This window comes from Luteolibacter flavescens, from assembly GCF_025950085.1.
Taxonomy (GTDB): domain Bacteria; phylum Verrucomicrobiota; class Verrucomicrobiia; order Verrucomicrobiales; family Akkermansiaceae; genus Haloferula; species Haloferula flavescens.
Map to the genome: position 1 here is coordinate 86079 of NZ_JAPDDS010000009.1, position 14107 is coordinate 100185.

Here is a 14107-nt window from a genome sequence, read left to right on the forward strand (position 1 = left end):
GACCCGTGTCGCCTGTAGTCCAGAGCCTCCCGCGACCTGTGGTGGCGGGCGGGGTTATGCCGTCTAACGGTCGCATTTCCGGCGTATCCTGCCTTTACGTAATATTATCTGTCGCTAGCCTCCTCGCGACTCTGGGACACATGGAAGATTCCACGCTGCGGATCGACACGCTGCAGGCCATCGAATTGGCCGAGGGCGTGGAGGTGCGGCTCCGCATCGCTGGACCGCTGCCACGCGGGATCGCCATGGCCATAGACCTGATCATTCAGATGCTGATCCTGATCGCCGGAGCTTTCGTGCTCGTGTTTGCGGGAGTGGCGATCGGTTTCCAGGTGGCGATGGGGATATTCCTGCTCGTGTGGTTTTTCATGCGCTGGTGGTATCCCGTGTTCTTCGAAGCCTCGAAGCGTGGTGCGACGCCCGGCAAGCGCATGATGGGCCTGCGCGTGGTGCAGACGTCCGGCGCGCCGATCACCTTCGGGCAGTCGATCTTGAGGAATTTCCTGCGTTGGATCGATGAGATGCCATTGTGGCCCACGGTGTGGACCAGCGGGCTCCCCGTGCCCACCATGGCCTTCGGCCTGGCGGCGTGCATGGCCACGAAGCGCTTCCAGCGGCTCGGCGATCTCGCGGCCGGGACGGTGGTGATCTACGACCGTGTGCTGCCGGAGCCCTCGGCACCCGCGCCCCCGCCCATGGAAGCTGCCCGCCCGGCCATGGCCCTGCGGCCGGAGGAAGTCCGCGCCGTCGTCGCCTTCCGCGAGCGCGCGGGCTTCTGGTCAGAGGGACGACAGGTCGAGATCGCGAATCACGCGAAGGAATTGACGGGCGCCGACGGCCGCAGGGGCGTCACGCGCATCATGGCGATAGCCCACTGGCTGCAGGAGAGACGATGAGCCCCGGATCCTTTGAAGAACGCCGCGCCGCCGAGTGGGTGGAGCTGGACCGCCTGATCACCAGCGTGGAGAAGGGCAAGCCTGTGGAAGGCGTGGACGAGCTGCCACGGCGCTTCCGCGAGGCCTGCTCCGACCTTGCGCTGGCCCGCCACCGGATGTATGCGGGCCACCTGATCGAGCGGCTGAATGCCCTTGTCATCCGCGGGCACAAGCTCCTCTACCGCAGCCGCAAGCACGGCTGGCAGACCGCGCTGAGATTCGCCGTCGCCGGATTCCCGCAGATCGTCCGGAAGGAGTGGCGGCTTTTCTGGCTGTGCAATGCGCTCTTCTGGATCCCGTTCTTCGCGATGATGGCGTCGGCGTGGTTCGATATCGACTGGATCCGCTCCGCCATCGGCCAGCAGGGCATGGCCAGCATGGAGAGCATGTATGGCGGGAAGGAGGAGCAGATCAGCCACCTGCGGGAGGAGTTCGGCTCGAATTTCATGATGTTCGGCTTCTACATCCGGAACAACGTCGGCATCGACTTCCAGATCTTCGCCGGGGGCATCGCCGCGTGCGTCGGCACCATTTTCTTCCTCGTTTACAATGGCATCCACATCGGGGCCTCGGCGGGGTATGTCCACTACGCGTGCAATCCGGAGTCCTTCTGGACCTTCGTGGCGGGTCACTCGTCCTACGAGTTGCTCGGCATGGTGGTCGCGGGCATGGCAGGCATGCGGCTCGGGCTCGGGGTTTTGAAGCCGGGGCGCTTGCCCAGATCGCGGGCGATCGCGGAGGCGGGGAAGCAGGCGCTGCCGCTGCTGCTCGGCGCGGCGGTCATGACGGGCATGGCCGCGGTGGTGGAGGGCTTCTGGTCCGCGCAGCCGATGGACTCGGGGGTGAAGTATGCCGTCGGCATCGCCGGATGGGTGCTTCACGCGGTGTATTTCCTGGCATTGGGAAGGGGGACGCGTGCGGCTTGAAGAAATGACGGCGGAGCTCCGGCCACGGAGCGATTGGGAGGCGGTGGACCTCGGCATCGCGCTGTCACGACGCGATTTCTGGCGGCTCCTCGCCTGCTGGTGGCTCGGCATGCTGCCGCCGCTGGTGCTTTCGCTCGTCTTCCTGCGGGACCTCCCGCTGCTGATGCTGCTGCTGTGCTGGTGGTGGATGCCGGTGAGCTCGCGACTGGTGCTTTTTGTCATGAGCCGCCGGCTCTTCGGTGAGCTGCCCGGTTGGCGGGCCATTCTTCGCGAGTGGCCGCGTGCCTGCGTGCGGCGCTTCTTCTATCGCATGCTGTGGGCACGTCTGTCCCCGTGGCGGCCATTGACGATGGCCGTGGAGGATCTGGAGGGCCTGCGGAAAAAGGACTATGCCACCCGCGTGCGGATCCTGCTGCGTCGCGGGGATGCCACGGTGGTGGTGCTCGCGCTGTGGCGCGCCTTCCTCACCGCGTGGCTGGCGGTCGCGGTCTTTGCCACGGCGCTGATGTTCCTGCCCTCCACCGAGGCGGAGGTGTGGAACCTGGCGATGAAGGAGTGGAGCGGGAATTCCTGGGCGGGCCTGCCGCAGGGGCTGCTGTGGACCGGGGTGAGCGCGGTGATGCTCGCGATGTCGCTGGTGGATGTCTTCGGCACCGGTGCGGGCTTCGGCATCTACGTGAACCATCGTACCTGGATCGAGGGCTGGGACGTGGAACTCGCCTTCCGCCGCCTGGGGAACCGCCTGCGCGGGGTCGCCGGGGCGGTGATGACGCTGCTCGTTTTCTTCGCGATCTCGCCGCGGTCGATGGCTGACGGGACGCCGAAGGAGGTGATCAGCGACGTGAAGGCGCATCCGGATTTCGAGGTCTTCAAGCACACGTGGAAGGAGCGCACTCCGAGCGGTTCCTCCGGCGGCTGGAGTGGCCCGGGCGACTGGTTCGCAATGCTGATCTCCGGCATCGGCTGGACGCTGCTAGGACTGCTGATCGCCTTCTTCGTGTGGATGATCTGGCGGTATCGCCATGTATTCAAAGGTGCCGGCATCAGCTTGCAAAAGCCCGTCCCTGCCGCGGCACGCGTGGTGATGGGCATGGATGTCGCGCCGGAGTCGCTGCCAAAGGACATCCCGACCGCGGCGATGGAGCTGTGGCGCGTCGGACGGCGCCATGAGGCGATGAGCCTGCTGTATCGCGGGACGATTTCCCGGCTCATTGAGACCGGCGGCGTGGAGATCGCCGAGTCGGACACCGAGAGCGATTGCCTGCGCCGGGTGGAAGCTGAGGCCGCGGCGCACTCAGGTTACTTCGGCGGGCTGACCGATGCCTGGATGACGCTGGCCTACGGTCGTCGCGCCCCGCAGGACGAGCGCATGCAGGAGCTCTGCGCGACGTGGCCGTTTTCCTCGGAAAGGAGGCCGGCATGACGGGCGTGAGGACGCTTTGGCTTCTCCTCTGCCTGCTGGTCGCCGGTTGTGGCGGCGGCAGCTACACGACCCGCACCGAGGAGACGGGTTACAAGGGCAGGGCGAAGCTGGATGCCTACCTCGCAGCCGCGCGCTTTCTGGAGCAGATGGACCACGCCGTCCTCAACAAGCCCGGCTGGCCGGACTTGGAAGACGTCTCGGTGATGATCGTGCCGGCATCGGTGCTGACCACCGATGCCTACGTCCGCGAGGTGAAGGACTGGGTGAGCGACGGCGGGCATCTCATTTGCCTGTTTGAGAACTCGGAGTCCTATCACGATGACTGGCGGGGCTCGGGAAGCTTACGCTATATCTTCGACGATGAAGCTGTGCCGAAGTCGCTCGATGCCTGGCTGAAGGAGCAGGGCTTCACCTTCAGCACGAGCGGCACGAAGGTGGAAGCGAAGCGCCTCGTGGTGGATGGCACGGGATACGAGGTTTTCGCGGAATCCATGCTGGGCGTGGATCACGACGGCAGGACGCGGCAGGCGATGGCCCAGTCATTCGTGGGCGATGGCATCGTCACGGTGATGATGGATGCGCGACCCTTCCGGAACCGCTACATCGGCGACCACGACCACGCGGAGCTACTGCTGGCGCTGGTGGACATGTCCTACTACGAGGGAACGGTCGCCATCATCCGCGACGGCGGGCTTTCCCTCTGGACGATGCTCTGGCGGCACGGCTGGCCTGCGCTCATCGGCCTGCTGGTGCTGACGGTGGTGTGGCTGTGGAAGAACATGCCGCGCTTCGGCCCGATGCGCCGCGAGGACGAGCCGACCCACCAGCGCGACTACGACCATCACCTGGAAGCGCTCGGCGACTTCCAATGGCGGCTCGACAAGGGGCAGGCGATGCTGCGCCCGCTGCGCGACTCGGTGCTGGAGCGCGCGATGCGCCATGGCGGCCAGCATCATGGCGATCTTTTCGAATGGATGGCCGAGCGCGCCGGGATGACCCGCGAGCGCGCCGAGCGGGCGATGACCCATGAGCGCCCGGCTGATCTCACTGCCTTTACCCGCGTGGTCGCGGATCTCCAAAAGCTTCACCTCTCACTCACATGACCGAAGAAGACGCCGTACAATACGCCCCGCCCGCGCCGCCGCCTTCCGCCGATGCCTCAGCCTTGGTCGCCCGCCTGCGGGCGCAGGTGGAGCACGCCGTGATCGGCCAGCGCGAGGTGGTCAGCCAGGTGCTAGCCGGACTGCTGGCGGGCGGACACGTGCTGCTGGAGGGCAAGCCGGGTCTGGGCAAGACGATGTTGGTGGTGGCGCTTGCGCGGGCCTTCGGCGGGAATTTCGGCCGTATCCAGTTCACACCGGACCTGATGCCGTCGGACGTTACCGGCTTCCGGCTCTTTGACATGAAGAGCCAGACTTTCCAGCTCCGGCAGGGTCCGGTCTTCTGCAACCTGCTGCTGGCGGACGAGATCAACCGCGCGCCGGCCAAGACCCAGGCCTCCCTGCTGGAGGTGATGCAGGAGCGCCAGGTGACCATTGATGGCGAGACGCTCCGGCTTTCGCCGCCCTTCATGACGCTGGCCACGCAGAATCCGGTGGAGCACGAGGGCACCTACCCGCTGCCGGAGGCGCAGCTCGACCGCTTCCTGATGAAGATCATCATCGACTATCCGGAACGCGATGCCGAGTCGGAGATCGTTGCCCGCGCCGCCTCGGAAGCGCCGGGAGACTCCTCGACCTCGGAACTGCAGGTCGTGGCCACGCCGGAGGAAGTGGTGCGCGCTCAGGCCGCCGTCGCTGCCGTGCAGGTCGTGCGCGAGGTGGTGGACTACGCCGTGGCGATCGTCCAAGCGACGCGCGAGGCGAAGACCGTGTGGCTCGGTGCAGGCACCCGCGGCGCGATCGCGCTAGTCCGCATCGGCAAGGCCATCGCGGTAATGCATGGCCGTCACTTCGTCATCCCGGACGACATCAAGGCCGCCGCGCTGCCGGTGCTGCGCCACCGTGTCCAGCTCGCGCCGGAAGTGGCGATGGGCGGGCAATCGATGGACGAGGTGCTCCGCATGATCGTCGATTCCGTGCCCGCGCCGCGGCAGTGATCCAAGCGGCTTTCCACGCCAGTGAGGGGGCTTTCCACATCCGGGAATTTGAAATCTGAGATTCGAAATTTGAGATCCGACTACGCATGAGTCCGACTGCCAGAGCGCTGGGTATCGTGGTGGCGTGGGCCCTTTTCGGGCTCGCGGCCTCGGTGTGGCGCGAGCTGGTGACGCCGTGGTGGATTTCCGCGGTGGTGCTGGCGGTGACGGCGCTGGTCGATGGCATCGTGCTGAAGCGCTTCGCACCGGTGGAGATCTCGCGGCGCTTGCCAGGCCGCTTCGCCGTAGGCGAGGCGTCGGACGTGCGGCTGGATGTCCGGAATCCCGGGCGCTTTCCGGCGGTCGTCGAGATCTTCGACGGCATTCCCGCCGGTGGCCAGGCGGAGGCCATGCCATGGGCAGGCACCATCCAGGGTAGCGGCGGGAAGGCCCGCGTGACGCACCCGGTGCGGCTCATCGAGCGCGGCATGGCGTCCTTCGGGAAGGTCCACGTGCAGCGGACGTCCCTGCTGGGTCTCTGGCGCAGGCGGCACCTCGCGGGCGAAGCCGAGCAGGTGAAGGTCTATCCGGACTACGAGCCGGTCTTGAAATTCGCGCTGCTCGCGATGCAGGCGCGGCAGGAGCAGATGGGCATCGTGCGGAAGGCCTACGCTGGCAGCAGCCGCGATTTCCACCAGCTCCGCGAATACCGCGAGGGCGATCCCATGTCGCAGATCGACTGGAAGGCCACCTCGCGCCGCGTCGCGCTGATCAGCCGCGAATTCCAAGAGCAGCGGAACCAGATCGTCATCTTCCTCACCGATACCGGCCGCCGGATGCGGGCGATGGATGGCGAGCTCCCGCAATTCGACCACTGCCTGAATGCAATGTTGCTGCTGTCCTACGTGGCGCTGCGGCAGGGCGACCAGGTCGGCGTGCAGGCCTTCGGCGGGACGAACCGCTGGCTGCCGCCGGTGAAGGGCGCGCACTCGATGGCGGTGCTGCTGAATCATCTCTTCGACTACCAGACCACGCCGGAGCCCAGCGACTTCGCCGCGGCGGCGGAGAGCCTGCTCGCGCGGCAAAAGCGCCGGGCGCTGGTGGTGGTGATGACCAACCTGCGCGGCGAGGATTCCTCCGAGCTGATCCCCGCGCTGCGGCTCCTGCGGTCGAAGCACCTCGTGATGCTCGCCAGCCTCCGGGAGCGCTCGGTGGAGGATGCGAGGACGAAGCCGATCGACGAGTTTTCCGACGCCCTCCGCTTCGCCGCGGCGGAGCGCTACGATGCCGAGCGCGCCGAGGTGCTGGCGACGCTCCAAGGCTCGGGCATTCTCACCGTGGATGTCCCGGCGCAGCAGTTCCCAATCGCGCTGGCGAACCGCTACCTCGATATCAAGGCTGCGGGGCGCTTGTGAGCGGCTCCTGGCTCTCGACTTCGGCGATGGCCCAGACGAAAGCGCCGACCCAGCCGAAGAAGGTCCAGCCAACGAGGAAATTGAGCGCCAGGATCGCCCCTGACCGGCGCACCTGGTAATTCCACGCGACGACGGCGGGCAGGAAATAGACGACGATGCCCGCGAGGATCACGACGACGAAGCCGAGCCACTGCAAAACGGCAGGCATCGACCGCACGATGGCTTCCTCGCCGAAGTAGTAGAAGCCCACCGCTGACGCGACCACCGCCAGGGCGAGGCCGATGACCCACCGGCCCCACAGCGGCAGGGCGTGCTCTTCACCCAGCGTTCTCCGGCGTCGCGCGTGGCGGGGCTCGTAGGCCTCCTCCGGGATGGGGGCCGGCTTGGAGTCCATGAACTTCGCGCGGAGGGTTTCGAGGTTTTCCATTCGGACAAGTTATCCGCGGCGTCGCGTTTCGCAAGATCCCGTATCTTGCCGAAAGCGTGTCCGCCCGCTATGTCCTGCGCCGTTCATGACTCTCATCCGGCTCGCGGCAGTATCCCTCACCGTCGTCCTCTGCCAGTGCGGCACGCCGTCCGCGCCGAAGTGCAGCGTGGTGCCGCGTGCGTCGCGCGGTGAGCCATCGGCTTTCATCGAGCAGGCACGGCAGGGCTGGCGCGGCATGGCCTCGGCGGGCAGCGCGGCGGAGCGGGAGCAGGCGCGCGTGTCCTACAATGACGCGGTGGCGAAGCTCTTCGACCAGCTCCACTGCGGCAGCGGCACCCTGCATGACAAGGCGGCGAGGATGGGCACCACCATCGACGAGACGCGCACGCTCGGTGCGGGCATCCGCGTGCAGGATCTGGATGCCATCCTGCCCGCATCGAGGATCTCGACGAAGAATGTCGGCCAGCGCCATGTGGAGGACGGCCTCGGCGTGCCGGTGGTGGGGTGGAAAAAGACCGCCGAGGAAGGCGAGCCGCGCTGGCAATTCGAGCCTCCGACCGGCGTGCCGCTGAATCTCACCGCGGTGCTGCGCTTTCCCGAGAGGAAGTCGCCGGAGTGGGCCTTCGTCTATCCGGGGCGCTCGGATACGGAGAAGGTCGGTACGCGCGCGATGGATCTGGCCGCGGACTGGTCCGCGCCCTCGGCCTTCTATTGGCAGATGAGCAATCTCGACGACCTGGACCTCGAGAAGGTTTTCCTGCCGAGCCGCTTCAGCGAGGAGACCGCGCTCTACGTTTCCACGCCCTACGATCCGAAGCGCATCCCACTGATCGTGGTGCACGGGCTGAATTCCAGCCCCGGTGCCTTCAAGAGGCTCTACAATGAGCTGAATCGCGAGAAGTGGTTCCGCGAGAACTATCAGGTGTGGTTCTTCAGCTACCCGACGGGAAACAACTGGACCTACAATGCCGCGCGCTTCCGCTTCGCGATGAGGCAAGCGGACAAGTATGCGCGCAGGCAGGGGCCGGTGGACCAGTGGGAGAAGATGGTGGTGATCGGCCACTCGATGGGTGGCGTGATCACCCAGGCATCGCTGAAAAAACCCGGCAACCGGATCTACGAGGCCTTCGAGGATCGTCCGCTGGAGCAGCTCACCACGAACAAGAAAACCCTCGCCGCGGTGAAGGCGCTGGCGATGTACGAGCCGGTGGACACTCCCGACCGCGTGATCTTCATGGCCGCACCTCATCGCGGCTCCCCGATGGCGGACCGCTTTTTCTCCGAGTGGATGGTGAAGCTGATCCGCCTGCCGAAGACGATGACGGTGGATCTCGTGGACTTCACGCTGAACGATTTTTCCAGCGTGATGACGAACGGCAGGACGTCATCGAAGGGCTGGTTCACCAGCATCGGCTCGCTCTCACCCTCGTATCCCGCCTACGACGCTCTCCGCGACGTGCCTTTCCGCAATGGCGTGAAGGTCCACTCCGTCATCGGCGACCGGGGCAGGGGAGACTCGCCGGATAGCTCCGATGGCATCGTGCCCTACTGGTCCTCGCACCTCGCGAAGGCGGAGAGCGAGTGCATCGTGCCGTACAACCACAGCGTCCAGAATTGCCCGAAGGCCGCCGTCGAGGTGAAGCGGATCCTGGAGATGCACTTGAAGCAGGGTCGCTGATCGCCGCGTGGACGCCTCGCACACGCGCGGAATGCCTCGCCAAGCCCCGCGGCGCGCTTTAGCAAAGCCGCGATGCCCAACCGCTTCTACGGCGCCTTCGATACCGAGCGATTCTCCGGGAAAGCCGATTTCGCGGATTTCCGCACGCCCTTCCAGATCGACCGGGACCGCGTGCTGCACACGCCTGCCTTCCGGCGCTTGCAGAACAAGACGCAGGTTTTCTGGAGCGGCGAGTACGACTTCTATCGCACGCGGCTGACGCACTCGCTGGAGGTCGCGCAGATTGGTCGCTCGATCTGCCACTGGCTGATGTCGCGCGGGGAGCATCTTTCGGAGGACTTCTACATCGATCCGGATCTCGTGGAGGCGGCCTGCCTCTCCCACGATCTTGGGCACCCGCCCTTCGGCCACGCGGGGGAGCGGACGCTGAATCACCTGATGGGCCCGTACGGTGGCTTCGAGGGGAATGCGCAGACGCTGCGCCTGCTCACCGAGCGGATCTTTTCCGCGAAGCGCACTGGCATGGACCCCAGCCGCGCCTTCCTGGATGCGGTGCTGAAATACAAGTCGCTGTGGAGCGAGCTGCGGACCGCGGACAAGCTGCCGGAGCACCATTTCCTCTACGACTTCCAGCACACGTGGCTCGACTGGGCGATGGGTGGGAATGACTTCCCCGCGGAGTATCCTCCGGGCAAGGAGCGCGATTCCTTCAAGTCCATCGAGTGCCAGGTCATGGACTGGGCGGACGATACCGCCTACTCGCTGAATGACCTCGCGGACAGTGTGCGCGCCGGCTTCCTGCGCATCGAGCGCATCGAGGCATGGGCGGAGAAGCACGGGGTGGAGGTGGGGGATGATACGCCATTGGGCGAGCTGATCCGCTCGATCCGCAAGCGCCGCGTGGACCCCTTCGTCGGGTCGCGAATCGGTCGCTACATCCGCGCCGCGACGCTCGTCACCGACACGAATTTCCTCAGCGGCGCGACGAACCGCTACCGCTACCGGCTGGTCGTCGATCCCGCGGTGAAGGCGGAGTCGAAGCTCTTCAAGAAGCTCGCTTTCGAGGTAGTCTTCCTTTCCCCGCAGCTCAAGCAACTCGAGCACAAGGGCAACCACCTCCTGCACGGCCTGTGGGACGTGCTCGTGAAGCGCTACGTCACCAGCGACAACATCGACGGACAGACCTTCCAGCTCCTCCCCGAAGACGCCGCCATCGAGATCGGTCAGGCGGAGACGGAGGCGCAAAAGGCCCGCCTCATCTGCGACTTCCTCGCGGGGATGACGGATGGCTACGCCTCGCGGATGTACAAGCGGCTTTTCACCCCGGACTTCGGGTCAATCGGGGATTTGATCGGGTAGGGCGGGTGAATTGACACGAGACCCTGCTTTGCTATTGTGGGTCGCGATGATCACCGTGGAAATGCACGAGGCGCAGATCCGCTTTGCCGAATTGGTGAAGGATGCGAGTCGCGGCGATGAGGTGGTGATCTGTGAGGATGGCAAGCCGGTCGCGCGCCTTTCCTCGGCAGTCGTTCCCCGCGGACGTCGCAATCTGGAGCCCGATCCCGCTCTTCGCCCGATCCTTGCTCCCAGCTACGATCCTGCGGAGCCTCTGGCAGAAGATGAATGGCCCCGGGATTGCCGATGAATCTCTTGCTGGATACCTGCGCTCTTCTGGCACTGGCCGCAGGTTCATTGCCACGGGCGGCGCGCGAGGCCTTGGAAGCAGGCGGTGATGCCTGTATCAGCCCGGTGGTGGTCTGGGAGATTGCGATCAAGGTGAAGACCGGCAAGCTCCAGCTTCCGACCGATCCGCTGGCTTGGGCGGAGGCGCTTGCGACGCGCCATTCCCTGAATCTGGACAGGCACGTACCGGATATCTCGGTCTTTTGCGCGGCGGCGGATCTTCCGCTGATCCACCGCGATCCCTTTGATCGCGTTGTCGTGGCTACAGCACTTCAGAGAGGGTTCACGATTCTGACTTCGGATCGGATCATTCCGACTTATCCGGGTGTGAAAGTGATCTGGTGACTTGCTATAGCGGCGGGATCTCCGCCAGCACGCGATGCAGTCGGTCCATGGTGCCGTGAATCCCGCACCATTTCTCGATGTAGCTCATGTCGAGATTTTCCGGGCCTTGCACGGCGAGCACGTCGCGGGCGTCATCAAGGTCCTTCGGCCGCGCCCACCTGAGCTTTTGCACGACGATGTCCTCTGCCGTGGGCACATGAATCTCCCTGCCCAGAATCGGCACATAGGTCCGCGTGCGACGTGAGAATTCCGATTGGACGAAAGGATCGTCGAACATCTCGAAAAGCTCGACCTTGTAGTGCGGCGTGGTTGTCGAAACACCGACCCAGCGCTTGCCCCAGGTGAGCGTGTCGAACTGGACCTGCGGATCGAATTCCACGAGAGGTCGGAATGCCTCGATGAGCTGGCGGATTCCCAAATTGTCGTCGGTGGCTACGAGAAAATCGATGTCCTTGGTTGCACGGGGGATGCCGTAGGTTCCCGCGGCGATCGCACCCACCGCCATGTGTGGAACTCCACTCTTTTCGGCGATGTCGAAAAGTTGGCCGGCCAGTTCTTCGAGTTTCATCGGGCAAGCGGAGGCGTGGTGGTATAGAGCCCGGCTTCATGCACCTTCGCCAGCCGGTCGAGCGAGCGACGGACTTCCTTCCACCCCGCTTCGTGGTCATCCGTGCCGAGGCGTTTCATCGCACCGGCATGCATGAGGTGAAATTGGAACGTGGATAGTTCGAAAACATCGGAGCAGCGCTCGCCCGGAGTCAGCTCCCTCGCACGCAGCACTTTCTCCCTGTAAATCGCGTCCTGAAGCTCCTTCAGCGCGTCGGGAGTGTCGTGCGGGTTCGCCATTTCGGTGCTATCCTACGGAGAAGCCGCGCTGCCGACAACCCCCGGCTTGACCCCATGGCGGCGATTCGTTCACCTGAACACGTCCTGTGCCTGCCACGCCCGCCAAAGTCCTCGTCCAGACCCCGCTTGATGCGCTGAAAAAACACTTCGGCCACGGCGGCTTCCTCGATGGCCAGGACCGCGTGATCGAGCAGATCACCAGCGGGCACGACGGCCTGGTGGTGATGCCCACCGGCGGCGGCAAGTCGCTGTGCTACCAACTCCCGGCGCTGTGCTTCGAGGGGGTCACGCTCGTCGTCTCGCCGCTCATCGCGCTGATGAAGGACCAGGTGGACGCGCTCGTCGCGAAAGGCATCCCCGCCACGCTCATCAATTCCACCGTGCCGTGGGAGGAGCAAAAGGAGCGGCTGGACGGCATGCGCACGGGGAAGTGGAAGCTCGTCTATGTCGCCCCGGAGCGCTTTCGCGCCGAGTCCTTTCTCAATGCCCTCCGTGGCGTGGAGGTCTCGCTTTTCGCCGTGGACGAGGCGCACTGCCTCAGCCAGTGGGGCCACGATTTCCGGCCGGACTACATGCGTCTAGGCAAGGCGCTCGACAAGATCGGCCGCCCGCAATGCGTTGCCCTCACCGCCACCGCCACGCCCGTTGTCCGAGCGGACATCCTCGAGGTGCTCCGGTTGCGCGAGCCCTTCGAGGTGGTCAGCGGGTTCTCCCGGCCGAATCTCTCGCTGGCCATCACCGCGGTGGAAAAGAAGCAGCAGAAGTACGACCGCATCCGCGACATCATCCAGGCGCACAAGACCGGCATCGTCTACTGCGCCACGCGGAAGAAGGTCGAGGAGGTGGCGGAAGTGCTCGCTTCCTGGCGTCTGAAATCCATCGCCTACCACGGCGGGATGAGCGATGCCGAGCGCAGCGAGGCGCAGAATGTCTTCCTCGCGAAGAAGGCGGACGTGGCCGTGGCGACGAACGCCTTTGGCATGGGCATCGATCGCTCCGACGTGCGCTTCGTCATCCACTTCGAGGTGCCGGGCAGCGTGGAGGCCTACTACCAGGAGGCGGGGCGTGCCGGCCGTGATGGCGAGGCGGCGGCCTGCGAGCTGCTTTTCAACTACGCCGACACGCGAACGCAGGAGTTCTTCATTGATGGGGCGAATCCCAGTGCGCAGGTCATCCGCGAGGTCTATCAGTATCTGCTGAACCAGGCGGACAAGGAGTACGAGATCCATCGTAGCATCGAGGACATCGCCGAGGGAGCGGGCGTGCAGAATTCCATGTCCGTCAGCAGCGCGCTCGCCACGCTCGGCCGCGCGGGATACATCGAGCGCTTCGATGTGCCGGGGAAGCGCATGCGCGGCACGCGGCTGAAGAAGCCCGAGGTCTTCGCTCGCGCGCTGGAGTTCGACGAGGCGGCACTGGAGGAAAAGGACCGCCGCGACCGCGACAAGCTGAAGTCCATGGTGGAGCTCTGCTACGCTCGCATCTGCCGGCAGCAGTGGATCCTCGGCTACTTCGGCGAGGACGATGCCGATCCCTGCGGCACCTGCGACATCTGCCGCAGCGGCGAGAATCACGACCAGCGCGCGCCGACCGCCGAGGAGGACATCATCGTGAGAAAGGCCCTCAGCGGCGTCGCCCGCATGTCGCGGAAGTCCGCGCACGGCTGGGAGGGGAAGTTCGGTCGCGGAAAGATCGTGCAGATGCTTTGCGGCAGCCGTTCGCAGGAAATCCTCTCCAGCTCGCTCGACCAGCTCAGCACCTACGGCATCCTGAAGACGCAGGGCACCGGCTACGTGAATGCGCTCTTTCGCTCCATGGGCGATGTCGGCCTCGTGCGTGTCGATGCCGGGGAATACCCGCTGCTGACTCTAACAGATATCGGCGAGCGGGTCATGCGGGGCACCGGGAAATACCGTCTCGCCTGGCCCGCACCCGCGTCGTCCGGGCAGGTCGATTCGCTCCCCGACCAGGGCTTCGATGGCGGACTCTACGCCCAGCTCCGGGACACCCGCGCACGCATCGCAAAGCGCGAGGACGTGCCGCCCTACGTCATCTTCAGCAACAAGACGCTCGAAGCCCTCTGCCGCTACCGCCCGAAGAACCTCCAGGAAGGCCTTGCCATTCCCGGCATCGGCGAGTCAAAGGCCCAGCGCTACCTGCCCGTCTTCCTGGAGACGCTGAAGGGGTGGGTTTGACGGGTTTGCAGGATCGATTCCGTCGCGGATTTTCCTATGACTCCCGGCAGGAGTTGAGAATAGAAGTCCGCATGCTGTTTGCTTCCCCACGGTGCCCAAGCCATGGACATGTCATCTGCTGGTTCGGGTTCGCTCTGCTCTTGGGCGTGATGTC

General features: G+C 65.1%; 14 protein-coding genes. 11 read left to right on the plus strand and 3 right to left on the minus strand.

Going from position 1 to position 14107, the window contains the following annotated elements; genetic code table 11:
* Positions 1-140 precede the first annotated feature (140 nt).
* The 6 genes from OKA04_RS16185 (at position 141) to OKA04_RS16210 (ending at position 6776) form a co-directional block, all read left to right on the plus strand.
* Entirely contained in the window at positions 141-896 is a 756-nt protein-coding gene (locus OKA04_RS16185; protein WP_264502231.1) for an RDD family protein, read from the plus strand.
* Positions 893-1861 (plus strand): stage II sporulation protein M, encoded by a 969-nt coding sequence (locus OKA04_RS16190; protein WP_264502232.1) that lies wholly within the window; start codon positions 893-895, stop codon positions 1859-1861. Before OKA04_RS16185 ends, OKA04_RS16190 begins: the two co-directional genes overlap by 4 nt.
* 4 nt (positions 1862-1865) lie before the next feature.
* On the plus strand, positions 1866-3284 hold the full coding sequence (locus OKA04_RS16195) for a DUF4129 domain-containing protein (RefSeq protein WP_264502233.1): 1419 nt from the start codon (positions 1866-1868) through the stop codon (positions 3282-3284).
* On the plus strand, positions 3251-4387 hold the full coding sequence (locus OKA04_RS16200; RefSeq protein ID WP_264502234.1) for a DUF4350 domain-containing protein: 1137 nt from the start codon (positions 3251-3253) through the stop codon (positions 4385-4387). The genes OKA04_RS16195 and OKA04_RS16200 overlap by 34 nt, the downstream gene beginning before the upstream one ends.
* Complete coding sequence (locus tag OKA04_RS16205) at positions 4384-5382, plus strand: AAA family ATPase (protein ID WP_264502235.1); 999 nt, start codon at positions 4384-4386, stop codon at positions 5380-5382. The genes OKA04_RS16200 and OKA04_RS16205 overlap by 4 nt, the downstream gene beginning before the upstream one ends.
* An 86-nt stretch (positions 5383-5468) precedes the next feature.
* On the plus strand, positions 5469-6776 hold the full coding sequence (locus tag OKA04_RS16210) for a DUF58 domain-containing protein (RefSeq protein ID WP_264502236.1): 1308 nt from the start codon (positions 5469-5471) through the stop codon (positions 6774-6776).
* Here the strand turns inward: OKA04_RS16210 and OKA04_RS16215 are convergent.
* Positions 6754-7203 (minus strand): superinfection immunity protein, encoded by a 450-nt coding sequence (locus OKA04_RS16215; RefSeq protein ID WP_264502237.1) that lies wholly within the window; start codon positions 7201-7203, stop codon positions 6754-6756. The two genes, OKA04_RS16210 and OKA04_RS16215, sit on opposite strands and share 23 nt — an antisense overlap.
* Positions 7204-7288: 85 nt before the next feature.
* Between OKA04_RS16215 and OKA04_RS16220 the strand changes: the two genes are divergently transcribed.
* The 4 genes from OKA04_RS16220 to OKA04_RS16235 all read left to right on the plus strand — a co-directional run bounded on the left by OKA04_RS16220 (position 7289) and on the right by OKA04_RS16235 (position 10912).
* The gene (locus OKA04_RS16220; protein WP_264502238.1) at positions 7289-8881 is read left to right on the plus strand and encodes an esterase/lipase family protein; all 1593 of its coding nucleotides are present in this window, start codon (positions 7289-7291) and stop codon (positions 8879-8881) included.
* 72 nt (positions 8882-8953) lie between these two features.
* Positions 8954-10240: a dGTP triphosphohydrolase gene (gene dgt, locus OKA04_RS16225; protein WP_264502239.1), complete on the plus strand. Its 1287-nt coding sequence runs from the start codon at positions 8954-8956 to the stop codon at positions 10238-10240.
* A gap of 46 nt (positions 10241-10286) precedes the next feature.
* The gene (locus OKA04_RS16230; RefSeq protein WP_264502240.1) at positions 10287-10529 is read left to right on the plus strand and encodes a type II toxin-antitoxin system Phd/YefM family antitoxin; all 243 of its coding nucleotides are present in this window, start codon (positions 10287-10289) and stop codon (positions 10527-10529) included.
* Entirely contained in the window at positions 10526-10912 is a 387-nt protein-coding gene (locus OKA04_RS16235; RefSeq protein ID WP_264502241.1) for a type II toxin-antitoxin system VapC family toxin, read from the plus strand. Before OKA04_RS16230 ends, OKA04_RS16235 begins: the two co-directional genes overlap by 4 nt.
* Before the next feature lie 4 nt (positions 10913-10916).
* On the opposite strand, the gene OKA04_RS16240 is transcribed toward OKA04_RS16235, so the two are convergent.
* Positions 10917-11480, minus strand: a complete 564-nt coding sequence (locus tag OKA04_RS16240; protein WP_264502242.1) for a nucleotidyl transferase AbiEii/AbiGii toxin family protein — start codon at positions 11478-11480, stop codon at positions 10917-10919.
* Positions 11477-11758, minus strand: a complete 282-nt coding sequence (locus OKA04_RS16245) for a hypothetical protein (protein WP_264502243.1) — start codon at positions 11756-11758, stop codon at positions 11477-11479. The genes OKA04_RS16240 and OKA04_RS16245 overlap by 4 nt, the downstream gene beginning before the upstream one ends.
* An 86-nt stretch (positions 11759-11844) precedes the next feature.
* Between OKA04_RS16245 and OKA04_RS16250 the strand changes: the two genes are divergently transcribed.
* Complete coding sequence (locus OKA04_RS16250; protein ID WP_264502244.1) at positions 11845-13953, plus strand: RecQ family ATP-dependent DNA helicase; 2109 nt, start codon at positions 11845-11847, stop codon at positions 13951-13953.
* Positions 13954-14107: the final 154 nt, after the last annotated feature.

Coding starts and splice junctions, on each gene's coding strand:
- OKA04_RS16195 (WP_264502233.1), top strand. CDS start 1,866: ATGACGGCGGAGCTCCGGCCACGGAGCGATTGGGAGGCGGTGGACCTC.
- OKA04_RS16230 (WP_264502240.1), top strand. CDS start 10,287: ATGATCACCGTGGAAATGCACGAGGCGCAGATCCGCTTTGCCGAATTG.
- OKA04_RS16215 (WP_264502237.1), bottom strand. CDS start 7,203: ATGGAAAACCTCGAAACCCTCCGCGCGAAGTTCATGGACTCCAAGCCG.
- OKA04_RS16190 (WP_264502232.1), top strand. CDS start 893: ATGAGCCCCGGATCCTTTGAAGAACGCCGCGCCGCCGAGTGGGTGGAG.
- OKA04_RS16210 (WP_264502236.1), top strand. CDS start 5,469: ATGAGTCCGACTGCCAGAGCGCTGGGTATCGTGGTGGCGTGGGCCCTT.
- OKA04_RS16220 (WP_264502238.1), top strand. CDS start 7,289: ATGACTCTCATCCGGCTCGCGGCAGTATCCCTCACCGTCGTCCTCTGC.
- dgt (WP_264502239.1), top strand. CDS start 8,954: ATGCCCAACCGCTTCTACGGCGCCTTCGATACCGAGCGATTCTCCGGG.
- OKA04_RS16235 (WP_264502241.1), top strand. CDS start 10,526: ATGAATCTCTTGCTGGATACCTGCGCTCTTCTGGCACTGGCCGCAGGT.
- OKA04_RS16185 (WP_264502231.1), top strand. CDS start 141: ATGGAAGATTCCACGCTGCGGATCGACACGCTGCAGGCCATCGAATTG.
- OKA04_RS16240 (WP_264502242.1), bottom strand. CDS start 11,480: ATGAAACTCGAAGAACTGGCCGGCCAACTTTTCGACATCGCCGAAAAG.
- OKA04_RS16205 (WP_264502235.1), top strand. CDS start 4,384: ATGACCGAAGAAGACGCCGTACAATACGCCCCGCCCGCGCCGCCGCCT.
- OKA04_RS16245 (WP_264502243.1), bottom strand. CDS start 11,758: ATGGCGAACCCGCACGACACTCCCGACGCGCTGAAGGAGCTTCAGGAC.